20 protein-coding genes are annotated in these 26,365 nt (G+C 52.4%); 9 read left to right on the forward strand and 11 right to left on the reverse strand.

Annotated features, from left to right (window positions below):
- Window positions 1-54 precede the first annotated feature (54 nt).
- From QEH53_RS12625 to galE, 3 genes are all read right to left on the reverse strand, one after another.
- Window positions 55-2,853 (reverse strand): chemotaxis protein CheW, encoded by a 2,799-nt coding sequence (locus tag QEH53_RS12625; protein WP_309023560.1) that lies wholly within the window; start codon window positions 2,851-2,853, stop codon window positions 55-57.
- Window positions 2,854-3,122: 269 nt separating this feature from the next.
- Complete coding sequence (locus tag QEH53_RS12630; RefSeq protein WP_309023561.1) at window positions 3,123-5,090, reverse strand: PAS domain S-box protein; 1,968 nt, start codon at window positions 5,088-5,090, stop codon at window positions 3,123-3,125.
- A 206-nt stretch (window positions 5,091-5,296) separates the two neighbouring features.
- Window positions 5,297-6,289 (reverse strand): UDP-glucose 4-epimerase GalE, encoded by a 993-nt coding sequence (gene galE, locus QEH53_RS12635; protein WP_309023562.1) that lies wholly within the window; start codon window positions 6,287-6,289, stop codon window positions 5,297-5,299.
- A gap of 176 nt (window positions 6,290-6,465) precedes the next feature.
- Here galE and QEH53_RS12640 point away from each other — a divergent pair, with 176 nt between their 5' ends.
- Together QEH53_RS12640 and QEH53_RS12645 are read left to right on the forward strand one after the other, a co-directional pair.
- Complete coding sequence (locus QEH53_RS12640; protein WP_309023563.1) at window positions 6,466-7,620, forward strand: glycosyltransferase; 1,155 nt, start codon at window positions 6,466-6,468, stop codon at window positions 7,618-7,620.
- A gap of 71 nt (window positions 7,621-7,691) precedes the next feature.
- Window positions 7,692-8,738 (forward strand): NAD-dependent epimerase/dehydratase family protein, encoded by a 1,047-nt coding sequence (locus QEH53_RS12645; protein ID WP_309023564.1) that lies wholly within the window; start codon window positions 7,692-7,694, stop codon window positions 8,736-8,738.
- Here QEH53_RS12645 and QEH53_RS12650 read toward each other — a convergent pair.
- The 5 genes from QEH53_RS12650 to QEH53_RS12670 all read right to left on the reverse strand — a co-directional run bounded on the left by QEH53_RS12650 (window position 8,708) and on the right by QEH53_RS12670 (window position 16,649).
- Entirely contained in the window at window positions 8,708-9,868 is a 1,161-nt protein-coding gene (locus QEH53_RS12650; protein WP_309023565.1) for a glycosyltransferase, read from the reverse strand. The genes QEH53_RS12645 and QEH53_RS12650 overlap by 31 nt on opposite strands.
- 98 nt (window positions 9,869-9,966) lie before the next feature.
- Window positions 9,967-11,019, reverse strand: coding sequence for a hypothetical protein (locus QEH53_RS12655; protein WP_309023566.1), 1,053 nt, complete (start codon window positions 11,017-11,019; stop codon window positions 9,967-9,969).
- Window positions 11,020-11,044: 25 nt separating this feature from the next.
- Window positions 11,045-11,416 carry a hypothetical protein gene (locus tag QEH53_RS12660; protein ID WP_309023567.1) on the reverse strand — a complete coding sequence of 124 codons (372 nt, stop codon included), beginning with the start codon at window positions 11,414-11,416 and terminating at the stop codon, window positions 11,045-11,047.
- 182 nt (window positions 11,417-11,598) lie between these two features.
- Window positions 11,599-13,656 (reverse strand): class I SAM-dependent methyltransferase, encoded by a 2,058-nt coding sequence (locus QEH53_RS12665; protein WP_309023568.1) that lies wholly within the window; start codon window positions 13,654-13,656, stop codon window positions 11,599-11,601.
- An 8-nt stretch (window positions 13,657-13,664) separates the two neighbouring features.
- Entirely contained in the window at window positions 13,665-16,649 is a 2,985-nt protein-coding gene (locus tag QEH53_RS12670; protein WP_309023569.1) for a hypothetical protein, read from the reverse strand.
- A gap of 345 nt (window positions 16,650-16,994) precedes the next feature.
- On the opposite strand from QEH53_RS12670, the gene QEH53_RS12675 reads away from it, so the two are divergent.
- Entirely contained in the window at window positions 16,995-18,467 is a 1,473-nt protein-coding gene (locus QEH53_RS12675) for a hypothetical protein (RefSeq protein ID WP_309023570.1), read from the forward strand.
- Window positions 18,468-18,525: 58 nt separating this feature from the next.
- Here the strand turns inward: QEH53_RS12675 and QEH53_RS12680 are convergent, their stop codons facing one another.
- Entirely contained in the window at window positions 18,526-18,663 is a 138-nt protein-coding gene (locus tag QEH53_RS12680; RefSeq protein ID WP_309023571.1) for a hypothetical protein, read from the reverse strand.
- A 112-nt stretch (window positions 18,664-18,775) separates the two neighbouring features.
- On the opposite strand from QEH53_RS12680, the gene QEH53_RS12685 reads away from it, so the two are divergent.
- The 6 genes from QEH53_RS12685 to QEH53_RS12710 all read left to right on the forward strand — a co-directional run bounded on the left by QEH53_RS12685 (window position 18,776) and on the right by QEH53_RS12710 (window position 23,917).
- On the forward strand, window positions 18,776-19,423 hold the full coding sequence (locus QEH53_RS12685; RefSeq protein WP_309023572.1) for a hypothetical protein: 648 nt from the start codon (window positions 18,776-18,778) through the stop codon (window positions 19,421-19,423).
- Between the two features lie 40 nt (window positions 19,424-19,463).
- Window positions 19,464-20,399 carry an STELLO glycosyltransferase family protein gene (locus QEH53_RS12690; protein WP_309023573.1) on the forward strand — a complete coding sequence of 312 codons (936 nt, stop codon included), beginning with the start codon at window positions 19,464-19,466 and terminating at the stop codon, window positions 20,397-20,399.
- Between the two features lie 331 nt (window positions 20,400-20,730).
- Entirely contained in the window at window positions 20,731-21,306 is a 576-nt protein-coding gene (locus QEH53_RS12695; protein ID WP_309023574.1) for a hypothetical protein, read from the forward strand.
- A 124-nt stretch (window positions 21,307-21,430) separates the two neighbouring features.
- Window positions 21,431-22,213, forward strand: a complete 783-nt coding sequence (locus tag QEH53_RS12700) for a hypothetical protein (protein WP_309023575.1) — start codon at window positions 21,431-21,433, stop codon at window positions 22,211-22,213.
- Window positions 22,213-23,502 (forward strand): tetratricopeptide repeat protein, encoded by a 1,290-nt coding sequence (locus tag QEH53_RS12705; protein WP_309023576.1) that lies wholly within the window; start codon window positions 22,213-22,215, stop codon window positions 23,500-23,502. Before QEH53_RS12700 ends, QEH53_RS12705 begins: the two co-directional genes overlap by 1 nt.
- Window positions 23,503-23,527: 25 nt before the next feature.
- Window positions 23,528-23,917, forward strand: coding sequence for a hypothetical protein (locus QEH53_RS12710; RefSeq protein WP_309023577.1), 390 nt, complete (start codon window positions 23,528-23,530; stop codon window positions 23,915-23,917).
- A gap of 36 nt (window positions 23,918-23,953) precedes the next feature.
- On the opposite strand, the gene QEH53_RS12715 is transcribed toward QEH53_RS12710, so the two are convergent.
- On the reverse strand, window positions 23,954-25,711 hold the full coding sequence (locus tag QEH53_RS12715) for a SpoIIE family protein phosphatase (RefSeq protein ID WP_309023578.1): 1,758 nt from the start codon (window positions 25,709-25,711) through the stop codon (window positions 23,954-23,956).
- Window positions 25,712-25,911: 200 nt separating this feature from the next.
- The gene (locus QEH53_RS12720; protein WP_309023579.1) at window positions 25,912-26,280 is read right to left on the reverse strand and encodes a response regulator; all 369 of its coding nucleotides are present in this window, start codon (window positions 26,278-26,280) and stop codon (window positions 25,912-25,914) included.
- Window positions 26,281-26,365: the final 85 nt, after the last annotated feature.

A 26,365-nucleotide genomic window follows, 5' to 3' on the forward strand; every position in this document is an offset into this window, starting at 1 on the left:
GAAGGGGTCGGGCTTATGGAGGGGGAGGGAAATATGTTTGTACCTAAAAAGCCATTACGCGGCACCTATCAAGCTTGCTGGGTCTAAAATGAGGGCGATAGTACCGTCGCCGAGTATCGCACCTCCGGATACGCCTGGTATGCCTTGCATCATGCCGCCGAGCGACTTGATGACGACTTCCTGTTTGCTGACCATGTCGTCCACAAGGAGTCCACAGGGCTTTCCCCCTGTCTCGACAACAACGACGGTAGCGTCCTTGGGATTTGAAACAGCACCAGGAATTGCGAAGTGTTGGTGGAGGCGGAAGAGAGGGATGACCTGACCGCGGATATTGAGAATCTCTTTGTTGCCCTGCACTTTTGCGAGCACCGCTTCGTCAGGACGAAGAGCGACCTTGACGGAAGTGGTTGGCAGAATGAAGCGATCTTCGCCGACTTTGACCACGAGGCCGTCGACGATGGCCATTGTAAGGGGAAGCAGGATACGGAAGGTGGATCCTTTTCCTAGCTCGGACTGGATCTCGACCTTTCCGCGCAGCTTCTCGATGTTCTTCTTGACCACGTCCATGCCTACGCCACGTCCAGAGATGTCGGTGATTTGGGCGGCTGTGGAGAATCCAGGAGCGAAGATGAGCTTGTAGATTTCTTCTTTTGAAAGCTGGTCGCTTTCGGAAACGATGCCGTTGGCGATCGCTTTGGCGAGCACGCGATCTGGGTCAATGCCACGTCCGTCGTCGGCGAGTTCGATGACGATGTTAGAGCCTTGGTGATAGGCTTTGAGGCTGATGTTACCCACTTCGTCCTTGCCGGCCGCGCGGCGCTCTTCGGCGTTTGCTTCGAGGCCATGGTCGAGTGCGTTTCGGACCATGTGTACGAGTGGATCTCCGATTTCTTCTACCACGTTGCGGTCGAGTTCAGTATCTTCGCCGAAGGTTTCGAAACGAACCTTCTTGCCGCACTTGGCACCGATGTCGCGGACGACGCGGCCAATTTTTTGAAAAGTCGGCTTAACCGGAATCATGCGCAGCGCCATGGAGGTGTGCTGCAGTTCCTTGGTTATGCGGGTGAGCTGCGACATATTGCGCTGCAGGGCGGAGTCTCCGGCGGTGCTTCCGCTGCCGCTGTCCTGGCGGGAACTTTCTAGAAGCTGGCTTTGCACGATCACGAGTTCGCCGACCATGTCCATCAGGTTGTCGAGCTTGATCGTGTTGACGCGAATGGTGGCGTTTTCGGCAGCCTTGCGCTTAGCGGCGGCAGAGGCCTTGGCGTCAGGCTCCTGTTGGGCAACAGGGTTGGCTGCAGGTGCTTGGGAATCTGAGGTAGAATCTTCGTTTGCGGGAGTTTCTGCGGGTGCGTCTTCAGCGACCGCCATGGTATTGGAGTCTTCGCCGGTTTTCTTGGCCCAAACGTCCGGGCCTTCCATCGCCCAGCGGGCGCGGGCCATCAGCTCGCTAACTTGGATGACTTCGTTAGGGGTGGTGCCGTTTGCGAGGGCTTCCGTGATTTGCTCGATGAGCTTGGTAATGGTGTCTTTGGAAGCAAGGACGAGGTCGATGATGCCAGTGAAGACTTCGAGCTTGTCGTTGCGGACGAGGTCCATGAGGGACTCCACTTCGTGGGCGAGGCGATTGACGGGGACGAGGTTTAGGAATCCAGCCACACCCTTGATGGTGTGGAAAGAGCGAAACATGGAGTTAATCGCGTTGCGGCTCGTGACGTCTTGCTCGAGTTCGAGCACCGCGGTCTCTATTTGGTTAAGGTGGTCGACGGCTTCGGTATGGAATTCTTGGAGGAGCTCTTCATTTTCCTCCATGTTGAGGTCCATGACCACGTCGTATTGGGCAAACTCAGCTAGGAGACCGTCTTCTTCCTCTTCCTCGCCGGTGGTGACTTGAGAGGAGTCTGCTTCTGCTGGGGCCACTTCTTCAGCGGGGGAAAAGGGGCCGGGTCCGCGCCCAGACTTGATTTCGCTTAGCGCCGTCTCGAGCCAGACGTTGAAGTCGGTGAGGATCTGGATGGCGTAGTGGTCGTATGCAGACGCGTTGTCGAGCAGGGCGTCCATCTTGGCGAGGACGGGGGTGACGGCGGCGTGTACGGTTTCGTCGGCTTCGAAATCGCTTTCGAAATCCTTAAGGAGGGAGTAGACGGGCAGCATACCCTCGTCGTTGTCGACGGAGGAGAGCAGGAGTTCGGCGGAAAACTGTTGTGCGAGTTTGGCGAAAATATCGATGCGTTCCTCGGGCCAATTGTCATTCTCGGCAAGCGGAGCTTCGAAGGTTGGCTCTTCGATGACTTCTAGGGATGGCTCTTCGAAGGAAATGGATTCCGGCTCGGGAGCAGTTGGCTTGGGAGCGGGCGGTCCCGCGGTGGAGAAGTCGATGTCGTCGAAGCTCGGCAGTGAGATTGGCTCGGAAAGCTCGGGCGATTCGTCCAAAGAGTTTTCGAGGGCGGCTTCTGATTCGCTGGAGTCGGCCTCAGGTTCGTCGTCGATAGGAATCGCTGCGGGGGCGACTGGAGTTTGGGTGGACGTCTCTAGGGAAAAGGGACTGATGGTGGCTTCGTTGCGCAGGCTTTCGACGGCGTCGCTGCACCAGCGTGCGAAGGTGCGCATGGCGTGCACGGAGTTTTCGTCGAAGAGCTTGGCTTCGTCGAGCATGACTTGGATGACTTCCTGGATGCCGACTACGCCCTGCACGATTTCGGGATCTTGCGGCAGCGACCAAGTGATCTCGTTGACGAGGCTGAAGATCGGGATGAGGCCGTCATCGGTACCCGGCTGAGCGATATGAGACTCGGAAGCGAGTTTCGCTGCAATTTCTTCGAATGAGTTTATTTCGTCAGGTGACCACGCCATGGTGTGAATTTCGGTTTCGAGATGGGAGTATAGGCGGATGCCGTACCGGGATTCATCGTCGTCGAGAGGCGCTTGCTTGAGTAGAAAAGCCGATATTTACCCCAAGTATTAGACGGAAGTACTTAAAGCTCGGTGTTCGCGGCATCGATTCGCGAACGTTTTACGAAAGGGGATGCGTGTGGCAGTACCCTGCATGTCTCCATCCGGAGAGACCTACTACAATTTGGAGATATAAGTAGGGACGTAAGTCCTCAGGGTAGGTTGGCAACTTACTCGGCCTTGGCTCCGGATAGGAGCTTTTGTACGGCGGAAAGGGCTGCTTTGAGGGCGAAGGGCTTTTTGAGCAGAATGGCGTCTTCGGGGATGTCGAACTGTGAGAGCAGCTCTTCAGAATAGCCTGTCATGACTATGACCTTCATATCCTTGTTTTTCTTGGTGAGTCGCTCGGCGAGCTCTGATCCGCGCATCTTGGGCAGGATGAGATCGGTGATGAGGAGCTTGATGTCCTCGTGCGATTCCTCGAAGAAATCGAGGGCGTCTTCCGCCGAATTGGTGGAGTATACTTGATAGTTGTAAAGTCCAAGCAGACCCGAGATGCAGTCGCACATGGTCTCGTCGTCTTCGACGACGAGAATCGATTCGCGCTCGGTGGAGGTAAAGTTCTCCGGGAGGCCTTCGTCGACCACTTCGTCCTCTGAGACCTTGCTGGTGACGATGGGGAGGAAAATGCGGAAACGAGTGCCTTTGCCTTTCTCGGAGGCGACCTCGATGTGTCCGTTGACCTGCTTCACGATGCCGTAGACGGTTGCGAGACCGAGTCCAGTGCCTTTGCCTTGTTCCTTGGTGGTGAAGAATGGCTCGAAGATGCGTTTCTGGGTTTCCGCGTCGATCCCGGTCCCGGTATCCTGGAAGCTGAGCACGAGGTAAGGCTTCGGGTCCATGTAGTCTGGGAGCAGGATTTCAGCCTGCTCTGCTTCGCAGTTGACCATGGAGAGCTCCATTTGCCCACCGTCTGGCATGGCGTCTCGGGCATTGGTGGTGAAATTGATCAGGATCTGCTCGAGAGCGGTCCGGTTGATGTTGACGTAAATCGGGGTGTCCGAGAAGCGGAGGTTGTATTGGATGTTTTCCGGTACGAGGCGACGCAGGATCTTCTGCATGTCGCGAGTGACCTTGATGGCGTCGAGAACCTCGGGTTGCAGATTCTTATTGCGACGGGAAAAAGAGAGCAATTGCTGGGTGAGGTCGGCGGCACGCTCGGCAGCCTTGCGGATTTCGGCGACAAATTTTTTGTTGGGGTCCGCGTCGTCTATCTTGTCGATGACGAGGTCTGAGAAGGAAAGAATAACCGCGAGGATGTTATTGAAGTCGTGGGCGATGCCTCCGGCGAGTCGACCGACGGCCTCCATCTTCTGGGATTGGAAGAGGTCTTGCTCGAGGCGGCGGATGTGCGAAACGTCCCGCTGGATCACCACGTAGTTGGAAACATGCCCTTGGGGGCCATGCACGGGAAATGCTTTCCAGGCGATGATGAACTCGGCCCCGTCCTTCTTATAGCCTACGGTTTCTCCAGCGGCGGGTTGGCCGGACTTGATGTCCTTCACCATTTCCTCGATCACGGACTCGTCGGTAGCGGGTCCGTTGAGGACGGATATGGGCCTACCGATGACCTCGATGTCGGAGTAGCCCGTGATTTGGGTGAAACCGTCGTTGGTATAAAGAATGCGAGCGTCCCCTTTCTCCCAATTGGTGTCGGTGATGAGCACGCCCTCACCGATACTCTTTAGCGCGGTGGCGATGAGTCGGATCTGGTTTTCGGTGGTGACGGTTTGGCTCAGGTCCTTGAAAAAGAGAAGGGCGCCGGATAGCTCCGGCTGCTGCAGGTTCGTGTTGGGCTTCAGGTGGAAGCTTATCGGCAGGACGTTTCCGTCCGGGGTGTGAAGATTTGCCTGCGCGTGCGCCAGCTGGGGGTTGCGGTACCGCTCGTCTGCCAAGTTGACGGTTTGGCCTGTTTGGGGATCGGTCGCGAGAAAGGCTTCGTTGATAGAGGTTCCTTTTATGGTTGCGGCGTCGATTCCGAGAGAGTGGAGGGCTGACTTGTTAGCCCGTTGGACGCGGCCGGTACGGTCGATGACAATGATGCCCTCGCTCGAGTATTCCATTATGGAGTCGGCAAGGCCCGAAGTCGCTGGCGAGTCTTCCGCTGGATTGTTTGCGGAAGCGTCGGGTTGGGTCATCGGGTGGGATTCGTTGGTTCGAGAAGTAGGACTCAAGGAGCGGGTACTGTTGGAAACACGAACGAAAAATGCAACAACCCACGCTTTGGCGTTTATACCTAAACGCGGATGTAAAATGCTCGTCAGTTGGGTTTCTGGCTCCCTGTAGTTGGGGGATGACTACAGAGTTGGGGTGTATTTGAAAAATTGGGACGCTTCAACGAGGGTCAAGCATCTTCGTAGCCCTTTGGGTGGGACTGATGCCATGCCCACGCGGTTTCGATTATGCTACGTATAGTGCCGTATTTTGGTGTCCAGTCCAGTTCCGATTTAGCCTTTGCGCTGTCGGCGTAGGCGGCGGGGACGTCGCCTGCGCGTTTGGGCGCTAAGTCATAAGGGACGGGGTGTCCGGAAACGTCCTCCACCGTTTTTATGATTTCCAACACGCTCGCGGGTGTGCCGGTACCGAGGTTGTAGGTGAGGAGTTTACCCTCTTCCTCTAGGAGCGGAAAAGCGGCGATGTGGGCGCGTGAAAGGTCGTCGACGTGCACGTAGTCGCGGAGGCAGGTTCCGTCCGGCGTGGGGTAGTCGTTCCCGAAGACCATCATCTTTTCGCGTTGGCCGAGGGCGACTTGGATGGCGATGGGGATGAGGTGGCTTTCGGGCGAATGGTCCTCGCCGATCATACCCCCTTCAGCGGCTCCGGAGGCGTTGAAGTAACGGAAGATCGCGGCCGACATGCCGTAGGCTTTGGTGCAGTAGTGGAGGATGACTTCCACATCGGCCTTGGTCTGGCCGTAGGCGCTGATGGGGCGCAAGGGCATGTTTTCGGTGAAAGGAGGTTTCGCCTCCTCGCCCAGCACGGTGCAAGAGGAGGAGAAGACGAACTTGTTCACGCCCGCTTCTCGCATAGCCTTCAGCAGGGAGACAGTCTTGGCGACGTTGTTCTCGTAGTGCTTGAGGGGATCCTGCATGGACTCGCCCACTTCGATGAAGGCGGCGAAGTGCATGACGATGTCGATGTTTTCTTTTTTGAGGATTTTAGAGACCGTGGCGGCGTCGCCAAGGTCGACCTCATGAAATGTGACGTCTTCTGGAACAGAGGCTCGGTGGCCCTTGACCAGATTGTCGAGGACGACGGGCTTGTGACCAGCGGCCTGTAGTTGGCGCACGCAGTGGCTTCCGATGTATCCAGCTCCTCCGATGACGAGAACATTCATATAATAAAGATGCTTGTTAAGCTCCCTCGGATTATCCAGCCAATTCCTTTGGATATTTTTTTCGGTTCGTTTTCGCCGTGTGGTAGCTGCCAATGGTCGAAGTGCCTCTTGCGGATTTTAAAGCTCGCCTAGTTCAGTCAAAACCAAGCAAGGTTTGGGCGGTGGCAAGGAACTCCATGTGCGTATTAGTCGTGGCGCGGGATGCGGCGGAAACCATTGAACGTTGCCTGAGATCGGCTTTGTCGCAGGGTTGCGAGGTACTAATGGTTGATGACTGCTCTCAGGATGATACTGTTGATGCCGCGATTCGAGCGGGTCTTTCTGTCAGCTCGATAGTTCAACTCGAAAATCATGTTTCCCTCGGGTATGCGCGACAACGAGGGCTGGAAAGAGTGGAGACTGAATACACGATGCTTCTTGATGCCGATGACGTATTGTGCGCTGGCCGTGTTGAGCGGTTTGGAACGATTTTTCAACGTGGGCAGATCGATGCGATCGCTGACGAGTTGGAGCTTCGTGATGGAGGGGACGGCTCCTTGATAAAGAAGATGCGGATTCCCTCTTATCTAAAGACGGGGAAGGATCTTTGTCGGTTGTTTGAGCGAAATTATCTTCCTGGGATTGGGCAGATCGGGTTCCGCACTTCGGTTTTCCGCGAGATCGGCTATGACGAGAGCCTCACTGGACCAGAAGACTCCGATATTGTGCTGAGAGCATTGTTGGCTGGAGCTCGGTTTGAGCTAGTCAGGGAGATTGGGTACAAGATGTACCACTATTCTGGAAGCGTATCCAGAAACCTAGACCGTCAAAACTGCGAACTCGCGAGAGCTTTGCAAAAGCATGCTTACGGGGATGTCGAAAACTTGTTCTCGCGATCGGGATATAGTGACCGGGTAATTGCGTGGTCGATGTATGGACTGGCGAATTTTCGAGGAGACTGGGAAAAGGCAGTTGAATACCTTGAGCTAGCCTTTCCAGTGGGTAGCAATCGCGATGAAGTTCTCGAACCGGAGGGACCTGAAGCGGTACCTGAGGGTTGGAGGCTGAATTTCGCTCGTGGCGTGATTTCCTACATGCAAGGGAATCCCGAGTACGCACGGGAACGTTGGGAACGAGCAGGGAAATTTGGAGCCACTGCTGAGGTTGCGAATAATTTAGGCGTCTCGATGCGTTTGCTGGGTCAGGAGCGAGCGGCCATGGAACTTTTTAGCGAAGCGCTGCGGCTGTCACCAAATTTCTACGACGCTCGGATAAATCTGGGCGACTCGCTTTCGCAGCGTGTGACGCTGCGCCCTCTTCGCCGGGATCCAGGCAGGTCAAATTACGCCTAGCGATTGCGGATGAGAGGGTGGTGGGAGATATATGTTGATTGGTATAGGAACTTTTGCTTTGAGAACTTCTAATGAAACGGATACTTGTAACTGGTTCGTCTGGCTTGATTGGCTCCGAGGTGAGCGCATTTTTCGACCGCAAGGGCTATACCGTGCATGGTATCGACAATAACCAGCGTGCTATCTTTTTTGGCGAGTCAGGCGATACCCGTTGGAATCAGCAAAGGCTTATTCGCAGTTTGAGTTCGTTTCAGCACCACGAAGTGGATATAAGGGACCGCGTTGCTATCCACGATCTGGTTAAGGAAGTTAAGCCTGACGCTATTATCCACGCGGCGGCTCAACCGTCGCACGATCGTGCTGCGAGTATACCGTTTGACGATTTCGATACGAACGCTGTGGGCACTCTTAATTTGCTTGAGGCTGCCCGTCAGGGGTGCCCCGAGTCGCCCTTTGTTCATATGTCGACTAATAAGGTTTATGGAGATGCTCCGAACAAACTAAATTTAGCGGAGCTCGACACGCGCTGGGAATATGCCGATAGGGCTTTCGAGAATGGGATCTCAGAGTCGTTTAGCATAGACCAATCGAAGCACTCCCTTTTCGGCGCGTCCAAGGTAGCTGCGGATGTTATGGTGCAGGAGTACGGGCGATATTTTGGGATGCCGACTTGTTGTCTACGTGGCGGGTGCTTGACGGGTCCGAACCACACAGGAGTGAAGTTGCACGGATTTCTGAGCTATCTTGTCAAATGCAACTTATCTGGGGAAGAGTATACGGTTTTAGGATACAAGGGCAAACAGGTTCGGGACAATATTCACTCGCTCGATGTTGCCCGTTTCATGGAAGCGTTCCTAGAAGCTCCTCGTTGTGGCGAGGTGTATAACATCGGGGGCGGCAAAGCTAACAGTTGCTCTATCTTGGAAGCTTTTGCTCTCGTAGAGAAATTTTCGGGTAGAGCGATGAAGAGGCGTTATTCTGACGAGAACCGAATCGGCGACCATATCTGTTATTACAGTGATCTTAGCAAAATGCGGAGGGACTATCCGAGTTGGGACATTTCCGTCTCGTTGGAGGAAACGGTTCGTCAGATCGTTGATGCTTGGGGCGAACGCTGAGCGGGTTTTTTCAAGCGCGTCCGCGCTTCTTCGAATTCTCTGAGCAACGTTCTTAGATAATCGGGCTGGGCGAATTCCCGAACTGCGAGGTTGCGGGCGTTTTCGGAGCAGCTCTGGCGAAACTCTTGGTCGTTTAGGAATTCGAACAAGCGTTTGCGCGCGGTCCCGATTTCTTCTACAGCGATCGATATGCCGATTTGGTTTTCTTGAACGAAACGAGCTGTTTCTGTTTCTTTGGTACCAAGGCAAAGCACGGGTAGGCCGGCGGCGCAGTATTCAGTAAGTTTGGACGGAAGCGAATAAAGGCTGTAGTCTTTGTGGTAGGTATATTCGTCTTCGGGTCTTGTGTAAGGTCTTTGATTGAAAGGCAGCACCGCGAGATCCGCATCGGACAGTAGTTTTGCTAGTTTCGATGCACGGGCGAAACCTTTGAACCGGATGGCGGAGTCGAGCGGGACGCTCGCAACGGACTGTCGGGCGAAGGTATTGCTATACCAATCGATTGGCGGAAGGCCGAGAATGCGATCCTGAGCCAATTGCCAAAGCCTTACTGTCTCGCACACCATCTCTGGTAGCCAAACATTGCCAGTTAGTATCGGCTTCGAAGGACAGATTGTTTGTCCGCGACCCGGTTTGAAGAATTCGATGTCGCAGGAGAAAAGCGGGAAGTGTCGGGTTGGACGTCCGACGATTTCGTCTATGCAGGGTACAAGACCTTTAGCGAGTGACCATACCTCGGTGAGGCGGTGCTCCAGTCTTCGCAGCGACTGCTCTATGGCGGGACGTTGGTACAGCGGATGGAAATCCAAGAAATGCTGAACGACAGGTATTTCGGGTGGTAGGTAGCTTAAGACATCCTCTAGTAGCCAGAGCCCGTTTATATCGCAAGCGGTGCTGTAAACGACATCTGGCTGGAAACGTGTCACCGCCGCTTGGATACTGCTCCTACTCGCGATTGATTTGCCGGAGGCTAGGTTGGCTTGTCTTCCGATTGAGCGAACTTTTGCTTTCCACTTGTATAGCGATCGCCGGAAGGCTGGATACTCGTGTCTAGGGCCGATAGATAGCTTGCTCGCTTGCAGGTAATTATCGAAGCTTGGCTCTCCGAGATCGCACCAAAAGAGATTCATGAGATGCTCTTGCGGGTAGCTTGCTAGGTTTCGGCAGAGGCAAGCTCCTGTACCATGGTATGGGTTTAGCCCCGAATCAGATAGAAGCAGGATTTTCACTATGTTTCACGTAGAGCCCAATTGAGGCACTTGTTTAGTTCGGTTTCTGCTTCTAAGAGGTTCTGGAGGTCGTTGACAGAGTCTCGTACATGTTCGGCGCCCATCTTGCGGAATCCGGCCCATTCAACGACTGGGAAAGTGAGGGTGGGGTGGCGTAGCCTCGGGTTGAGGCAGTACAGTGGTTTTCTGGTTGAAAAGGCGATCGCATCCAGCATCCCGCTGCGTAGACCAATACTTTTTTGCGCAAGAGTAGATACTGCTACAGATTCGAGGAAAGATTTATGACCGATAGTCTTGTATTTCGGCGACTCTGGAATGAGCGGTTCCTGGGTGTTGTCGAGAATCGTATATCCCTCTTCGATGAGGTTGAGAGCTAGCTTCTTCCAGAAACGTTCAGAGAAGCTACCTGAATGTACGGATTTAGCTGCCCGGAAAAGGCAAATGAATGGGGTGTCTGGAATGGACTCTTTAGCTTTATGTATCCAAAAGCTAGGTACGATGAGTCGAGGGTATATTTTCTTGTCATCTCTTAATCCGGCGAGTTTGTGCTGCATGGCGTAGAGATGGGTGCGCACGAGGTATTGATCGCACCAGTTTGTCGGTTGGCAGATTATGAGTTGGTCCTGGTCAGGGCAGAGGACGGAGCAAATTTCGCGAATTTCTTGATAACTGAGCTTCCAGATGTCCTTTTCTTTGTAAGGACTAGGAAAGGTGGAAATTTTATCATAGTCTGGGTTCAGCAGTCCTCCCTCTTTGAACTTTGGGTGGGTTACTAGCGTTATTTCGCTTTCGGGATACTGGATTTTGAGTTTGGCCGTGATACCTGAGTTCATGGCGATATCGCCAAAGGACCCTGAAATATAGATCGTGATCTTGGGGACGGTTTTGTTATTGGTGAAGTAGATGCGGCTCGGACGCAGTCGAGTCTTATGAAGTGTCCAATTGAATCGATTGCGACCGGTGATGCGAAACGAGCCTAGAGGATGCCCTGGATCCCTTGTGGCACGGTACAGCCTTTGCAGGATGGTCGGTGAGAATTCGTAGCGATTCATGAAAGGCGCCGTGCGGGGACTATTGTCAGAGGACTATTATCGCCGCGACAACCGCTGCGAGTAGGGCGATGGTTGCGAAGACTCCCCATTTAAACGAAGAGGGGACTTCGTAGTTGCCTAGGATTATGTCGTAGTCCGCGACTTCTATTTTCTTTTGATCGATACCAAGTTCTACAAGCTGTTGGAAAATCTGGGGGGCGTATTGGCTCGCTATAAGTATTCCGTCGAAATTTCCCTCGGCTAGGCTCACGGGAGACATGATCTTCTTACCCAAAAACATTTCACCCTGTCTGTTGGGATTGTTATCTGCGAATGCGATGACTTTATCGCCTCGGCGAAGGCATTGGTTTGCTCGTCGGCCTCCCAGCCCTGCTCCGAATATGATGATTTTTCTCATGCTATTGTGAGATTGATCAATCTTGGACTCGTTTTGATCAATCGTGAATTCTGATTAGGTCCGACTGCTTTTGCGAGTGTGTGGCTTGGAGGCTTGTTTCGTTCAACGAGGATACCTTCAATCCAAGGATTTTGTCTGATAGGAGGGTCATGTCTGGTCTGCTTGGGCGACCGATTGATCCATCAATCTAGATGAATGAAGCGATCTGGATGAAACTGGGAATTTGGATGGTTTTTAACGGACTGATCAAGGGAGGCACGGGTTAGGCCTAAAGCCCCACGATATTGTTCAGCCGCAACGAGAGTGACTTTATCCAGTCTTCGAATTTCGTCGAAAGATGCAAGCCAGGCCGGGGAGTCTTGCTTCCATGCGAAACATAGGTGATTCGCAGTGTTACAGATCGCAGCTTGCCATCCTTGGGCCAACAGGAGAACAAGGGCATCCCTCACGTCCGGTATCCAAAGGTCGTGCAGGGCGATGACGGCACCTGAGGAGAGTTTTGGGAGAATGCCGATGACATCTTTGCTCGGTTGTCCTGCCTGATGCCAACCGTCGATGAAGGCAAAGTCGACTGAAGGGGGGAAATCAGGCCTGTCGTAGGCGGAGGGTGTTGATTCGCTGATCAGCTTGAATTTATGGTCGAGCCCTGCAGCGTTCATGTTTGAAAGAAAACGTGAGCGAACGCTGTGCTCCGGAGTCGATAACGGATGCTCGTCGTCGAGGAAGGGATCGATGCAGACTATGGGATTCTTCGAGGGTGATGCTATATGAGCGCTGCTCCATCCGATGTAGGAACCGACTTCTACGATGGTTTGGGGCTTGGCGATCGTAACGAATGCTTCGAGGAGATAAGCTTCCGCACAGGTGCAGGTCAGTGGCCCACGAAATTCTGTATCTTGAAAATGGATATCAGTTATGCCGGAGTAACCAGGATGCGGGAGCAGGTTATTGAAGGATTTGACTAATTTGCAACTCGTCGGGAAGTTTGCTTGCAGGTTGAGTTTCGCGGGACCTAACGACGAATCTAGAGTTTTTCCAAAGAGACTGTCATGAGTACCTGGATATTGAGAAGCGTTGCTGTTCGCTGATTGGTGTATTGCGAGCTCCGGTTTACCTAAGCGATGTAGGCAGTTGCTCAATCTGACAGCATTCATGGCGAACGCAGTGTTTGGAATTTCGAGATAGTCGAGTAGTTCCAGCGCCATTTCTTTCTGGTTTGTTTCGACCCTGTAGCAAAAGATTAAATAGAGGACCCTCTGGTCGAGGCCGCCAAATTTCGAGATGGAGTTGAACTGAAATTCTGATTCGGAAAATCTACTCGCCAAGTACAAGGCGTGAGCGATCTCAGCTGTGTTGGATGGACTACGGGGCAATTTCCTCACCATCAATTCTGCAGACTTCGCAATTGAACCCCAATTTTGAGTGAGTACCAGAAGGTCCAAGTATCGTTGTATCCATCCTGCGGATGCTTGGTCTGTGAATATATCGCGCTCGAAAAGTTCTGTTGCTTCTTTGAATCGCTTGAGTCGCATGCTCATATCGGCTAGCCAGCAAAACGCGTCGAAGGTTCCCGGCTCATCCTGATACACTCTGGACATTGCTTCGACGGCACTTTGCGTGTCGCCTTTGGCGTGGAACATCAGGCTGCTCAGCCGGAGGTACGCATAATTCGAGATTTGCTCGACTGGGTTAGGTAGTTCCTCGCTGTGGAGTCTGAGAAGGATCTGAATCCCCCAATTGTCGGGCTGTATCGCTGCGAGAGCCCTTAACGTCTGTAAGGCGGCCCCAGGTTCGTTTAGGCGAAATACGATAGATTCGGCGAGGGCAAGGAGCTCGTCATCAGAGTTTGATCTATGTTGACCCGCCTCGGTCAGGAGGGTCTCTAGACGATTTGTCGGAGGCTTAAGAGCGGCCAGACGTTCGTACTGTAGTCTGAGAATGAATCCGACTGGGTCGTTTGGATCCGGGTCCGCTTTGGAATCCCTCGATCGGTAGACTTCTAAACACTTTTTCAATGTGGTGGCGGATGCGACGTGATCCGCGAGTCTTTCCACGAGCTGTTCAGCGTCTGCCAGTCGCGGGTCCCCCTGGTGCTTCCAAACAGCGTTTGCGAATTCGAGGGCCAGTTCGCATTTGGAACTGACTCCTTCCAATCCGATTGGATTGTTTGGAATCGTGCTGCACCCTAGCTGCCGAAGTAGGGTTGCCAGCTTACGCATGCGTTCAGTGCGTGACTGCATTTTGTTGGTCACTGATGGGAGTTCGGGTAACCGAGAGATTTGTAGAATTTTGCGTCAGCTTCCCGCTCATCGGCGCTGGGGTAGTCGAAGAAAGGGATCGATTCTCGCATATTGTCCGATCCACCTGTTTCAAACCGATCCAAGAGTGGTAGATACGGGGTCGCTGGCGAGTTTGAGTATTCATTTTCGATGAGGTTTCGGAGCTCGTGGTAGGAGCTCTCGGCCCCTGTCGCTTTGGAAATGCCGGCAAGCCAAAAGAGCGACATAACGTCTGCTTCCGGGCGGTAGAAATAGTCAGGGTTTATGGACTTGAGGTAAGTTAGGGCTTCCTTAGCTTTTTCTTCCCTATCGATTAACAGCCCGAGTCCTGCGTAGCACAGAAGCCAATTGGAGTTGTCGACAAACTGCCAAACGAAGAGGTCGAAAAAGTGTTGGGCATCCTTTTCTCTACCGAGAATAACCATGTCGAACGAATGGTAAAGGCATGCTCCCTGATCGCCGGTGGGAAGGCGGGTGGAATTTGCATAATAAAGGGCTGCTAGAGCACTGTCTCCTTGGTACAGGTAGCACCGCGAGAGGGAATGTGTCTCGAAATAGCCCAAGTTTCTTTCGCGACTCTGTTTTTCAATCCATTGCTTCAGATAGGCAGTCTTTTGCAGCGAGGCTTGGGTATTGTCCGGATTCAGAGTTTCCTCTTGTATGCTGGCGAGGATACGGAAAGTCAAATCTCCGGAAGCTGTAATTTTTTCTTCGAAATTGAGAGGTTCGCTTCGTCGCTCGTATTCTGAAAGAGTGGACGGCAGATCGCCGAGGGATCTGTAGTGTGAAGCGCAATACAACGGAAGGTCTAAATAGGAAGGTAGGATTTCCGCGTCCAGAACTTGTGTTGAATCTTCTAGGGATACTCCTTCCTCAAGCATGCAGGCTGCGACCCTATATCTTGAAGGTCGCAAATTGAGTGGTTCAGACGGCTTGAAAATTTCCAGCGTTTGTTCTATGGATCGATGCTGTTGCCAGTGCAGACATGCTGCTGTATCCAAACCTTCCTGACTCAATCTACCGGCGTTGAAGTCTTTTAGGAGCTGGGCTAGCGCTAGGTCTTTTCTTTGCTTTTGAATAAGGTGTAGAGCGCTTAAGTAGCGTCCGTCTCGCGCTGCTTCGAATTTTTGGTAGGTTTCCAGAAGCACCGTCTCCTGTTTCTCAAGTTCGCCGATTTGCAAATGGAGGTGGGCTTGGAAGATGAGATGGTCTGCTTTTGATTTACCGACATCGTAATCGGCTTGATGAAGTTCTAGTACTTCCTTCGCGAGCTCGGTCCTTGAAGTTATGTCATAAGTCCTGGCGAGGTTCCATGTGTAGTGGGCGATCGCAACTTCACCAAACAGACCAGATTGTTCGGGGTGATTTTTGTAGCAAAGTTTGATCGTCTCTTTTGCCGTTTCGGTGTCGCCCAATGCGCATCGGGCAATCGCTTTTGCCAGTAGCGCTTCCGGCTTGGTGCTGATGGCGACCGCTTTCTCGGCATAGTCTGAGGCGAGCTTGGCTTGGGATTCGAACCTAAGTGCTGAAAGCGAAGCTCCTTGCATTACACCGAACAAAATGCCTCCAACGATTGTGTTGCAGATCTCCTTTAAGCACCGTTGGTCTACAGGACTTTGACGAGCGCTGTAGCTGAGTTCGTCGCTCCACACGCTTACAAACTCTGGCTCGAGGCGGTGTATGCGCTGTACTTGTAGAAACCAATCAGGGTTCGGAGCGTAGCGCAGGAGATTGAGCGCGAGCGTCTTCAGTAGGTCTTGATAGAGACGGCTCGAGCGTGCGTCCTCCATTTTTCCAGAGAGTGCCGCGACGATGCTAGAATAGAGTCGGCTGTGGCTCTCAGCTCTATCCAGATTGTTGTAAAGTTGTGCGGGCAGGCTGCTGTTTTTAGCTGTGTATGCTCCGTGTTGGTAGTCTTTGAGGCCCATCCAAGTGTGAGACGGGGCTGGGAAGGAGTTGCTGAAGTTGAGTTGGCATTCGAGCTTGAGCGTGTCCTCGTCAAGGATGGGGAGCTCGCTCGGCTTGAGTCGGCGTTCCAGGCAAGCTAAAGCGTCTTTTGGGTCACATGTTGGTACGAGACTTTGTAATAAGGAGTAGAGCTCGTCCAAACTGTCCAGTTTGCCTTGGCTCCATTCTACGAGACGGATTGCTTTGGGGCGGATCCTGTCCTTGTAAAACGGATGCTCTTCGAGTTTTTCCAATGCCTCTTGGAGCCGCAAGTTACCGATAGGGACAGTTTGTTCGATATCTTTCGAAAGCTCAGTGGGAATCGCTTTGATACCTGCGTTGTTGGCTGAGGTGGCGAACGAGGTTCTTCGTTCGTCTGCTTCGATATGATACAAAAGATGAGTTGATGGGAGAAGTTTCGTAACCAGTTCTTCGCTGTCTTCTGTAGGCTCCGAAGTAATGGAAAATCGAGTTATAGGATATTCTTTAGGAATCAGCTTTTGGATACGCTGGATAGGATTTTCCCGAGAGGAGTTTGTGTTTAGGACCACGAAGCGCGGCGACGAACTGGGACGTGATCGAGGCTCGTTCGTCGGTGGCCAATAGAGGGGGGGGCAGTGCGTGTTAAACCTACTTTTGAAGAAATTTTCGAAATTTGGTGGATTCGATGCTAGGTAGCAATCGATGTTCGATTCCTTGGGGACAGGTTCTTTGTGAGTCGCCAACACGTAGTATGCGCAACGAGTGAAGCGAGTCGCGCGATCGAGGCCGATCTCGATATCTGGCTGCAAATGTCGGGCTTCATCCTTGTCGACAAGCTCAATGGCGAGTCCCTCGCTACCTAGGATGCGTTGGAGTTTGTTTCGATGTTCTTTCTCCAGCTCTGAGGGGATAAAGAGGTGCGAGTTTGGTGACGAGGCGGCTAGTAGCAGCGCTGCTCGCCATTGAATCATGCGAGGAACAAGGAGCAGTTTAGCATCGATTGCGTAGGAGAAGTGTTCGGGCATGAGGTCAGGTACGCGATCGGTAGGTTCGATGTTCTTCGGGCCTAAGGCAGATTGAATTTGGCTTGGTCCTTAACAATTGATGAGGTCTGTTGCAAAGGGATTGAGCGAAACCTTCGCTGGACTTCGCGAGCTTACCGAACAGCTTCATTCTTTCAAGGGGGTTGCCCACATCGAACCGAGTGCTAGTTTCATGAAGACTCAAGTCAAAGCATATTTGGGACATTGAACTCAGCGCGAAAGAGTCGGTGCGTCAGAAGGCCTTGTGTCTAAATTTTCTCTTGTGTCGGTCATGCTGCTAGTGAGACTTATTCTCGCGGCCCGATGTCAAATCAAGAGCGCTGTAGTATGAATATAATCGATACAAAAAAGACTCGGCTAGTTATATTCGGGACCGGATCGACTGCTTTGAGGGCATTGGAAGGACTGAAATCTCTAAGTGAAATCGAGTTGGTGGCCTTCTGCGACAACTCCACTGACAGGCAGGGTACGAAATTCGAAAATGTTCCCGTACTTTCTGCTGATGAGTTGCTCAAGAACGACTGGGATCTCGTGCTTCTGGCGAGCCAATTCGCGGTAGATATTGAAAGGCAGCTTTTAAGCCTTGGTATCCCTAAGGAGCGAATACTGTCTCCTGCTCTTAATCGTATGTCTGATGCGTTGCTAGAGTATCTTGAAGATCGGGAATCGCGGCAAAGTCTTATTTTGGAAGAAGGAGAAGAGGTGCGTTTCCAAGATGTGCCGAAGATCCTGATACTAACTTCCGAGACTCTGAACAACGGTCACGGTACTGGAGTGCTAATACAACGCTACTTTTCCGGCTACCCGAAGGAAAATTTGTTCAGTATTTCTAGCTTGGGTACGGGAAAGCCTTGGCTCAAGCGAAGTGTTTGTATCAAGGACGGGACGCCTCGGAAAATTGAGGCAGTTTTGACGGAAGAGGGATTCGAGCCGAATATCGTCTACGCAACAGCAATTAACGAGCTCGATATTTTTTTGCTGTCCTCGGTTCTGCAGGTTTTGCCGGAATCGGTGAAGGTTGTTCAGCACTTTATGGATTTCATGCCTCACGACGAGACTCTATTCCTGAATCGTTTGAATCCTCTGCTGCCGAGGATATCAGAGGTATGGGCGTTAACTGATTCGTTGAGTACAGCTCTGGGAGGAAAGATTGGACGCCCCGTAGAGCATGTCTCAGCGTTGTTTCAAAACGTGTCGGATTTGCCACGAGTCGAGTCTATGGGGCCTGGTCGATTGGTGATGCTCGGAAATGTTTGGAATCCTAAAACCGTTGGCTTTTTGGAATCAGTTTGGAGCTACTGCAAGAAAGAGGTTCCTGATCTTGGGCCTATCGATTGGTACGTGCATCCCAATCGAATCCAGAGCCTCGTCGAGATGGGCGTCGAGTTAGGGGACGCAATTCACTGGAAGGGTTTTTCTACAGGCGAGCTTTTGCTCTCGAGACTGGCTCGCTATGATGCCGCGTTGATCGGGTTTAACTTTGATGCAAAAGCGGAAGACGGCTATGCAAGGTATTCTCTACCCTCTCGGTTAACTGAGATCTCGATGGCTGGTCTTCCTCTGTTTGCGGTGGCTAGCCCAGATACGGAGCTTGCTCGATTTGTAGGCGAGGAAAAGGTTGGTGCTGTCGCAAGTGGACCGAATCCGATAGAGGTTGGCAAAAAATTGTCAGGCTTTTTGAGTGATCGGAAAGGATTGGAAGAAGCAGGTCGGAAGACCCGTGCCTTAGCGGAAACACGCTTTGACTTGCGCCAATTCAGGCCCCGCTTTCTCAGGCGAATAATTTCTATGGCTCTTTAAAGAGGCTCAACCGACTGAACCGTTGGACCAAGTGTCCGGTTTCCCACCAAGCTTAGGGCTAGCTTCCCTGCTGGGCCTCGAGTAGCTTTTCTTGCCAAGGATCGTAATTTCTTTGCTGCTTAGTCTGCAAATCAAGCCTCAGCTCTCGCCGGGTTTCGCGAATGATGTTGAGCGGAGAGATTGACAGTGGAATCATGTGAGTGGGTTGCCACATTAAGGAACTTTGTGCGTGACATGGGTATCAGTTCGATCCATCAGACAGCTCTGACTTCGTTGCGATTCGCATGCGATTGATTATCAGTGTGCTTATGGAAAATCCCCAAGAAACACCGAACCCGGGTGATGGTTACTTTTTGAACGTGCACAGGCTGTCCATCGAGTTTTTGGACAAGCTGGCTTTGCCTAAGGAGCCTTATCCTATCGATGTAATTTCAAACGAACTACGACTTAAGCTCGAGGATCGGAAGGATGTTTTTACCTCCTCGCTGCGCGACTATTCACCGCTTCGTGTTGAAGCGAGACTGCGAGATGATGTTCCCGTCGGTATGAATACAGTCGGCATGCTGGCTGATCGTTGGACGATATTGATTCTGAAGGAGTGGTGCTTGCGAAACAAGCTCGGCAAAACTGAGGCCGCTACCGAGCTGGTGGAAAAGCAGACCACTGAAATTCTCGCTGCTCTTCGCGTGGCCGTGCCTGGCAACTCGTCGCTGAATTCGAAACTCACCCATCTAGGCGGATACTCCAAGGCTGACAACTGGGAGGAGGCTTTCGCAGGCCTTTTCACAATTAATATTCTGCTTTGGGAATCACAGGAGACCTTGTATCAGCGGGACTTGGAGGTTTTGCCGGGTGAGGAGTTGAGGAAGTACATCCAGTTTTTCTCGAGGGGCAACGTCGAGCGCAACGAGTATATAGAGCTTTGTGAATCACGCTATTGGACTGCATATGAGTAAGGCTGTTGTTATCACCACTATAAATTCGTGCTCTGCTTCGATGATATCGACGGCTTCTCTGTGCGAATCATCAGGCTTTGGCCTCTATCTCGCAGGGGACAAAAAAGGGCCGGCTTCGGTGGATGTATCTCCGAGCCATTTCATTTCTTTCGCGAAACAGGAGGAGATGTTTCCGGGCTTTGCCGCGCTTTGCCCTGCGAATCATTATGCCCGGAAGAATTTTGGATATCTAGCCGCAATGCATGCTGGCGCCACCGTTATTTGCGATCTAGACGACGATAATACCCCATCAGAGGCTTTTTTTAACGCAGTTCTAGGGGTGGAATCCGTGTCTTTTGTGAAGACCGATGGTTGGCTGAATATCTACAACGAGTTCTCAGAAGAGAACGTCTGGCCGCGCGGATATCCTCTGGCTGAGATTCAGCGCGAGCGTGAGGTTTCGCGTGGGACCGCAGAGCTCGATTGCCCGGTCGTGCAGTTTCTGGCGGACGGTGACCCTGATGTCGACGCGATTTATCGGTTCGTTGGCAAGATTCCGATTTACTTCGGTGAAGGGAAGCTCGCTCTGGAAGTGGGTACTTGGTGCCCGTTCAACAGCCAGTGCACGCACTGGGATAGCAGAGTTTTTGCTTTGCTGTACCTGCCTTCCTTCTGCCCGTTTCGCATGACGGATATCTGGCGAAGCTTTATCGCACAACGCTTGTTGTGGGAAAACGGTATGCGTCTGGCGTTCCAATCTCCAGGGGTTTTTCAAGATCGAAACGAGCATGACCTACTAGTCGATTTCAAGGACGAGCAGCTAGGGTATTTGTACAATGCAGAGATTTGCCAAAAACTCATGAGGATGCCCTTTAAAGGAGGGCTTTCCAATTTAGGAGACGATATGATTTCTGGGTATGAAGCGTTTGTAGATGCCTCTTTGATTGACCGGAAGGAGTTGACGCTTTTGGAGGCTTGGCTTGAGGCTCTTCCATGATTCGAGCGAATGTTCTCGGGTGAGGGATTCAGAGCGGTGAGACTGTAGATTTCGGATGGGGTGCTGGGGCTGGATCGGTCGCTAGCGAGGCCGACATTTCCGGTGTCGCTGATCCCAATCATTAGCTAAGTTTGAAGAGGAAGCTTTTGCCGGAACATTTGGCGACTTACAGAATCTTCGTTGTAAGGTGTTTTTAGATAACGGCTTGAATTCTCGATTATATGGGTTGGCCCGGCGTTTGCTTTGTTGAGAGGTCGTTTTGCAAAATCTCAACTGTCGCATCTATTTTCCGCATGCCCCGGCAATTCCTGCCTAGGGCGGCTTTTCGTCTATGTACGTCGTTGGTTCCATAATCGCTCGTTTGGGCAGCAAGAGGCTGGCCTATAAGAATCTGCTTCCGTTTGCGGGCAGGCCGTTGGTAGGGCTGGGGGTGGAGATTCTGCGTCGGGCGAAGCTCGTGGACGAGATTGTGGTTTCCACGGAGAGCGAGTTGATTGCTCGTGTGGCATTGGATTTTGGGGCGACGGTTTTGCGGCGTCCCGTTGAGTTGGCGGGGGACGAGGTCCCGTCGGTACCCGTTTTTCAGCACATCGTGGAGAATCACCCGTGTGACGTGCATGTGAATTTCAATATCAATTTCCCGATGTGCGATCCGGCGGTGATCGACCGGGCTGTGGATTTGGCCTACCGCGATGGGGAATCGCTTTCAAAGCCGTTTGCGGTATGGGCTCAGACGGTCGATCGCTTGGCCAATTACGAGGATGTTTACAAGATTACCTCCGCCATGGATAGCCTTTTTGACGACGATCGGGCGGGTCCGCTCGATGTGCACACGGAGCAGGACTTGCTCGATACATACCGTGCTGCCCAAGGTATTGAACCGGAGGGACTTCCGAAGGGATTCTAAATGAGTGAAGTTACTCAAGAAGGCCGTGTCTACTACCGATACAAAAGGGTGGGGTTGCTCTCGCTCCTGACCCTACCATGAGACTGAAAAAATGACTCTGAATACCCTTTTTAAATCGCTTCTAATGACTCTCGTTTTCGTGAGCTTATGTGGCCCTGCTAGTGCCGCGTCTCTCGAGCTAGGCCACGTGCGGGCGAAACGTCGCGGTTGGGCCGAAGTGGAAAACTCTGCTCCTTCAAAAACGACCAAAGAGTTGGCGGCGTTCGAAGAGGTGGAGGTGGAGATGACCGAAGATACTTTTCAGGAGGAAGAGGAGGAAGTGCACGCCCATGAGCTGACGGAATTTGACGAGCCCCCTAGTGAATCGAACATGACCGTTAAGGCCCGTTTGAAAAGGGTCCGCAGTTCGGTGAAGCGATTAGGCGGGTTGGTCTTGATAGGACGTGGAACTGAAAAGAAGCCAACCTTGCGAGAGGGATACCTGGCGGTGGACGCGCCGCCCGCCCTTAGATTTTCCGATATAGACCCTGTCAATGATCGCCCGCCCTCGCCGGCTCTTCCCGAGTTCAACTTCGTCGCTAGCGAGTATATGCCTTACCTGATCGAAAGCGGATTGTCGGAAGACGAGCTCAATAACGCTGCCATGTTGTCGGAAATCGTTATTGAGATGGCTCCGCACGAGATCGTTTCAGGCAAGATTGAAACGCGGAGCAGAGCGCAGGAAGAAATGGTCGAACATTTCGACTTGGATGAGCAACGTTCGTCCGTTTTGAGACCTGAAGAAGTCCTGATCTACTTCGAGACGGATACCAACGGGGGAAAAACTGGTGCGATGGTTCCCTTCTCTCCGGCAACTCCTTCGACCAATACGATCAAGAGCTCTGCGACCCTGACTAAAGAAAAGTGATGAAAACCATACGATGTTTCATACCCTCAGCCTTGGCCTGTTTTATCACGTCGCTGCTTTTCGCTTCCTCTCCGGCCCCTGAGTTAACGGCTGATGCTTCCTCGGGACATGGAGGTGGGGCTAAGAAGGGCGCGGACGTACACGAGGACGGTAAGCCTGCTTTCGATCCGCACCGGATAGTAATCGTGGAGCCGAAGCGTGAGTTGGATCCGGAATTAGCTTCCGAGCAGGTGCTTCGCTACTACGAAGCTGCGATCACCGAGTGGAAAGGTGGAGAGGTCGAGTTCGCAGAGCGCTACTTCGCTGCAGCTCTCGGAGTGCCGACAGAAGTTCCGGAGAAGGAGCTGGTGCTTTCGAAGATGGGCGAACTCTATCGCGAGGCTGGAATGTTTCCTAAGTCGGCGGCGATTTTCGAACGGCTTGCCACTGAGTTTCCCGATAGCCGCCGTTTGCCGGAAGTCTACATGGACCTAGGGAATATCTATCGCGAGATGGGTGCCCAGGAGTTGGCGATTTCACGTTACTACAAGGTTTTGAATTCGTCACTGAACGTTTCATTCGATCAGCTGGAAAAGTACCGCCAAGTTTCGTTGAACGCGAAGCTTGCGATTGCTGAGACGCACAAGGAGCGGGAGGAGTATCAGGAGTCCTATCGGCTTTATGAAGCCCTTTTCCGCCTAGAGCTCAGGCCTGTCGAGCGACTCCGAGTGCACTACCGCATGTGCTACCTTTTGTATGAGCTCTCCAACTACCAGCGTGCCGTGTCCCATCTGAAACACTTCTTGGATGAGTATCCAGAAAGTCCCCACAATCCAGAGCTGCGATATCTTTTGGCTAAGTCCTACGAGCATCTCAATCGAAAGCCGGAGGCCCTTCGCGAGGTAGTTAACATTTTGCAGTCCCAAACGAACATGGAAGCGGGCTACGTAAGTGATGCGGACTACTGGAAGCGTCGCACAGGCAATGAATTGGCAAACGAGTTTTACGAGAACGGAGATTTCCGAAGTGCATTGACCATCTATCAAGCTCTTGCCCGCTATAGCGCAGCTCCGGCTTGGCGCTGGCCGGCAATCCATCAAATCGGGCTTTGCTTCGAGCGTCTTGGTTTGCCGGAGAAGGCGAAGCTTGCCTACGAGGAGATTCTGGATCCCGAAGATGCGCAGTTGGTAGCTGACGTAAATCTAGGCGAGAATCTGCGGTCCCTAAAGGAAATGGCCCAATGGAGGCTTGAACACTTGAATTGGGAAGATGATCTTGTGGCCCGCCTTCAACTTTTGAAGGCACAGTAAGATTAATATCTCGAGTCCGATTTTAATGAACCCAGCCAAGACCGAAGCGATTTTGCGCGAACACGTACGTTTGTGCTCAGACCTGCACGAACTCTTCATCGAGGAAGGGCAGCTCATGCGCTCGACGGGTGAACCTCCTAGCGAGGAGTTTTTGGAAAAGAAAAAGAAGTTCGTGGGCGTTTTGGACAAGGGTCTGGAGTTACTGCGGATGATTAACGAGTCGGGTGAACCTGTATCGCCGATTTTGTCTCCTTTGGTTAAGGAGTGCCGGGACAAGATCATGAAACTCATGATTGTGGACCGTGAAAATGAGCGCTTGCTGCTCAAGTGTTCGTTACCGCCTCGCATGAAGGAGGCTTATTCCAAGGTCGCCCCCGGTCAAGTGGCTCGTGCCTACGCTAAGTTCGCGAAGTAGTGAGGCGGCAATCCTTTCCCTGAAACGTGCCGTGCTTTAGGCGTTGGGAGTCAGTTTCAGGGCTACGACGCAGATGTCGTCGCTGGAGGGTCTTCCCTCGAGAGCGGTCGACAAAGAGGTTTTAACTTGCTCGAGCTGGTCGCCGATATTGCGGCTTGTGGCGAGCCCTAGAGCATGTATGAGCCCGTCTTTTCCGAAGTCTTGGCCGCTGGATGTACATTGCTCGATAATGCCGTCAGTAAAGAGAAAAAGTTCGGACTCGCTACCGAACGAGAATTTTGTGTCGCCGAAAGGTTCACCTCCTAGGAGCCCGAGAGCGGGGCCGACTATGTCGCAGGGACACTCTAGGAAATCGCTTTCGGTGTTTTTTAAGATGGGGCAGGGGTGGCCTCCGTTTGCCATTATCGCTTCACCATGTTCGAGGTCTACGATAAGGTATGCGGCAGTAACGAAACGCGGGAATTCTTCGTCTTCCGCGAGCGAAAGGATGGTCTCGTTGAGGTGTTGAAGGACCTTAGACGGGTGGCCTAAGATGTCAGGAATCTCCGTCATGAGGCCGCGAATCAGCATAGTGACGAGGGCAGCTTTGACGCCGTGTCCCATGACGTCGCACACGAGCACGCCGATTCGGTTTTCGTCGACTGGGATCAAATAGAAGAAGTCGCCCGCAAGGTGATGGCTTGGCTTGTATATGTAGCAGGCGCGGAAACTCCAGTTGTCGCCATCCTTCGAATACATTCGGCTCTGGTTGAAGCCCATCGACATGAGCTGCTCCTGAAGCTGGCGAGCGACGAGGAGTTCTTCCTCGTACTGTTCGTTCTTGGCTTGGAGCGCTTCCTTCGCATTGCGGGCAAGCTCCTCAGCCTTTTTCTGCTCAGTTATGTCGAGCGACATGCCGACGATACCTTCGATGGTGTCGGACTGGGTCCGCAGGGGGACTTTTGAGGTGAGCACCCAGCGATTGCCGGCGAGTATGCTTTTGTCGTACTCGAGCTTATTGTTGATAGCTTCTCCGGATTCGACGACTTGTAGGTCTTCTGCCAATACGCGGTCCGCCCGGGGGTCGTTGATGACGTCGGTTAGCAGTTTGCCAGTGATGTCTAGGTCGTTTGGAATTCCGACAACTTTTCGGTACTCTTGATTTACGAGGATGAATTTGCCTTCACGGTCGCGGAGAAAGAGGCGACAAGGAAGGATTTGGACGATTGTTTCGAGCAAGCGACGCTGGCGAAATACTTCGCGCTCGGCGTTTTTCTGTTTCGTGATGTCGCGTGAGAGACCGAAGGTGCCGCAGATTTTTCCGTTGGGATCGTAGAGTGGAAGTTTGGAGGATATGACCCAGCGTTCTTTTTTACCTTCATGGATGGAGAGCTCTTCCTTGAAGCTCCATCCGTTTCCGGTGCGGATGATTTCCTGCTCGTCCTCGAACTTGGCGCGGGCGGAGTCGGACTCAAAGAAGTCGAAGTCAGACTTTCCTACGATTGCCGAAGGCTCGCCTACTCCGTGGTAAGTGGCCATCGACCGGTTTACGCAGATGAATCGGCTCTGTAAGTCCTTGAAGTAGACATGGTCTGGCAAGGACTCCATCAACTGCTGGAAGAGTTGCGTGCCCATGTCCTCCTCTTCGTGGAACAGGCTCTTTTTTCCCTCTTTGATGCCGAGGTTATACGCTTCTTCGAGCATACAATCGACCTCGGCTTGCGTGAGCTTGATCTCCCGGTGCTCGTCTCTCTCGGTCGAAGTGAGGCCGATGCGAGCGAGTGTATCTTCAAGGATGGAGTCGGCGGGGTTCATCGAGGTGGGAAATCCAAAGGTTGAAAGATACGTGCGAAGTCCCAATTGGCAAATGTAGAGTGAACCCTTCCGAATAATGCAGTCTTGAATTAGTGCTTTTTGCTTAAGTTCAACATTCCATTCCCGCGACCTGGACGCAAAAAAGCGATTCGGAAGTATCCGAACCGCTGATACGGCGAAAATTGCCTGTCTGCGAATCTCTAGCTGATCGCGACCTTGTCTTGCGAGGTTTCTACGATGCGGACCAGTTCCTTGATATTGAAGGGCTTTGCGAGCGTGGCGACCAAGTTCGGGTATTTGAAGTGGCGTGCCTCGTCGTGGAACCCGGAGATGATGATGAACTTAGTCTTGATGTTCTGCCAACCGGATAGGAATTCGAGCACCATCTCGCCAGAGAGGCGTGGCATCTTAAGGTCGAGCAGCACTACGTCGAACTGGTGGTTGGGGTCGGAAAGTACGGATACTGCGTTATGGCCGTCGCACAGGACAGATACGTCGTGTTCCTCGCCAAATACGGTGAAAAGCAGGAGTCGGATTGCGGGATCGTCGTCTACGATTAGAATTTTCATTTTCCGGAAGCTGAGTGGCTTTTAATAGGGTGAGCGGTGATGAACTCGGTTCAGCGTGGGATGCTCAGCCAAGTTTAGAGTGTTT

This window comes from Pelagicoccus sp. SDUM812002 (assembly GCF_031127835.1).
Taxonomy (GTDB): domain Bacteria; phylum Verrucomicrobiota; class Verrucomicrobiia; order Opitutales; family Opitutaceae; genus Pelagicoccus.

What these genes read in the sequence shown, in the direction of transcription:
- QEH53_RS12630 (WP_309023561.1), bottom strand. Translation starts at nt 5,090, where the DNA reads ATGACCCAACCCGACGCTTCCGCAAACAATCCAGCGGAAGACTCGCCA.
- QEH53_RS12715 (WP_309023578.1), bottom strand. Translation starts at nt 25,711, where the DNA reads ATGAACCCCGCCGACTCCATCCTTGAAGATACACTCGCTCGCATCGGC.
- QEH53_RS12695 (WP_309023574.1), top strand. Translation starts at nt 20,731, where the DNA reads ATGTACGTCGTTGGTTCCATAATCGCTCGTTTGGGCAGCAAGAGGCTG.
- QEH53_RS12670 (WP_309023569.1), bottom strand. Translation starts at nt 16,649, where the DNA reads ATGCCCGAACACTTCTCCTACGCAATCGATGCTAAACTGCTCCTTGTT.
- QEH53_RS12700 (WP_309023575.1), top strand. Translation starts at nt 21,431, where the DNA reads ATGACTCTCGTTTTCGTGAGCTTATGTGGCCCTGCTAGTGCCGCGTCT.
- QEH53_RS12655 (WP_309023566.1), bottom strand. Translation starts at nt 11,019, where the DNA reads ATGAATCGCTACGAATTCTCACCGACCATCCTGCAAAGGCTGTACCGT.
- QEH53_RS12645 (WP_309023564.1), top strand. Translation starts at nt 7,692, where the DNA reads ATGAAACGGATACTTGTAACTGGTTCGTCTGGCTTGATTGGCTCCGAG.
- QEH53_RS12690 (WP_309023573.1), top strand. Translation starts at nt 19,464, where the DNA reads ATGATATCGACGGCTTCTCTGTGCGAATCATCAGGCTTTGGCCTCTAT.
- QEH53_RS12680 (WP_309023571.1), bottom strand. Translation starts at nt 18,663, where the DNA reads ATGATTCCACTGTCAATCTCTCCGCTCAACATCATTCGCGAAACCCGG.
- QEH53_RS12665 (WP_309023568.1), bottom strand. Translation starts at nt 13,656, where the DNA reads ATGCAGTCACGCACTGAACGCATGCGTAAGCTGGCAACCCTACTTCGG.
- QEH53_RS12685 (WP_309023572.1), top strand. Translation starts at nt 18,776, where the DNA reads ATGGAAAATCCCCAAGAAACACCGAACCCGGGTGATGGTTACTTTTTG.
- QEH53_RS12650 (WP_309023565.1), bottom strand. Translation starts at nt 9,868, where the DNA reads ATGAATCTCTTTTGGTGCGATCTCGGAGAGCCAAGCTTCGATAATTAC.
- QEH53_RS12705 (WP_309023576.1), top strand. Translation starts at nt 22,213, where the DNA reads ATGAAAACCATACGATGTTTCATACCCTCAGCCTTGGCCTGTTTTATC.
- QEH53_RS12640 (WP_309023563.1), top strand. Translation starts at nt 6,466, where the DNA reads ATGTGCGTATTAGTCGTGGCGCGGGATGCGGCGGAAACCATTGAACGT.
- galE (WP_309023562.1), bottom strand. Translation starts at nt 6,289, where the DNA reads ATGAATGTTCTCGTCATCGGAGGAGCTGGATACATCGGAAGCCACTGC.
- QEH53_RS12625 (WP_309023560.1), bottom strand. Translation starts at nt 2,853, where the DNA reads ATGGCGTGGTCACCTGACGAAATAAACTCATTCGAAGAAATTGCAGCG.
- QEH53_RS12710 (WP_309023577.1), top strand. Translation starts at nt 23,528, where the DNA reads ATGAACCCAGCCAAGACCGAAGCGATTTTGCGCGAACACGTACGTTTG.
- QEH53_RS12720 (WP_309023579.1), bottom strand. Translation starts at nt 26,280, where the DNA reads ATGAAAATTCTAATCGTAGACGACGATCCCGCAATCCGACTCCTGCTT.
- QEH53_RS12660 (WP_309023567.1), bottom strand. Translation starts at nt 11,416, where the DNA reads ATGAGAAAAATCATCATATTCGGAGCAGGGCTGGGAGGCCGACGAGCA.
- QEH53_RS12675 (WP_309023570.1), top strand. Translation starts at nt 16,995, where the DNA reads ATGAATATAATCGATACAAAAAAGACTCGGCTAGTTATATTCGGGACC.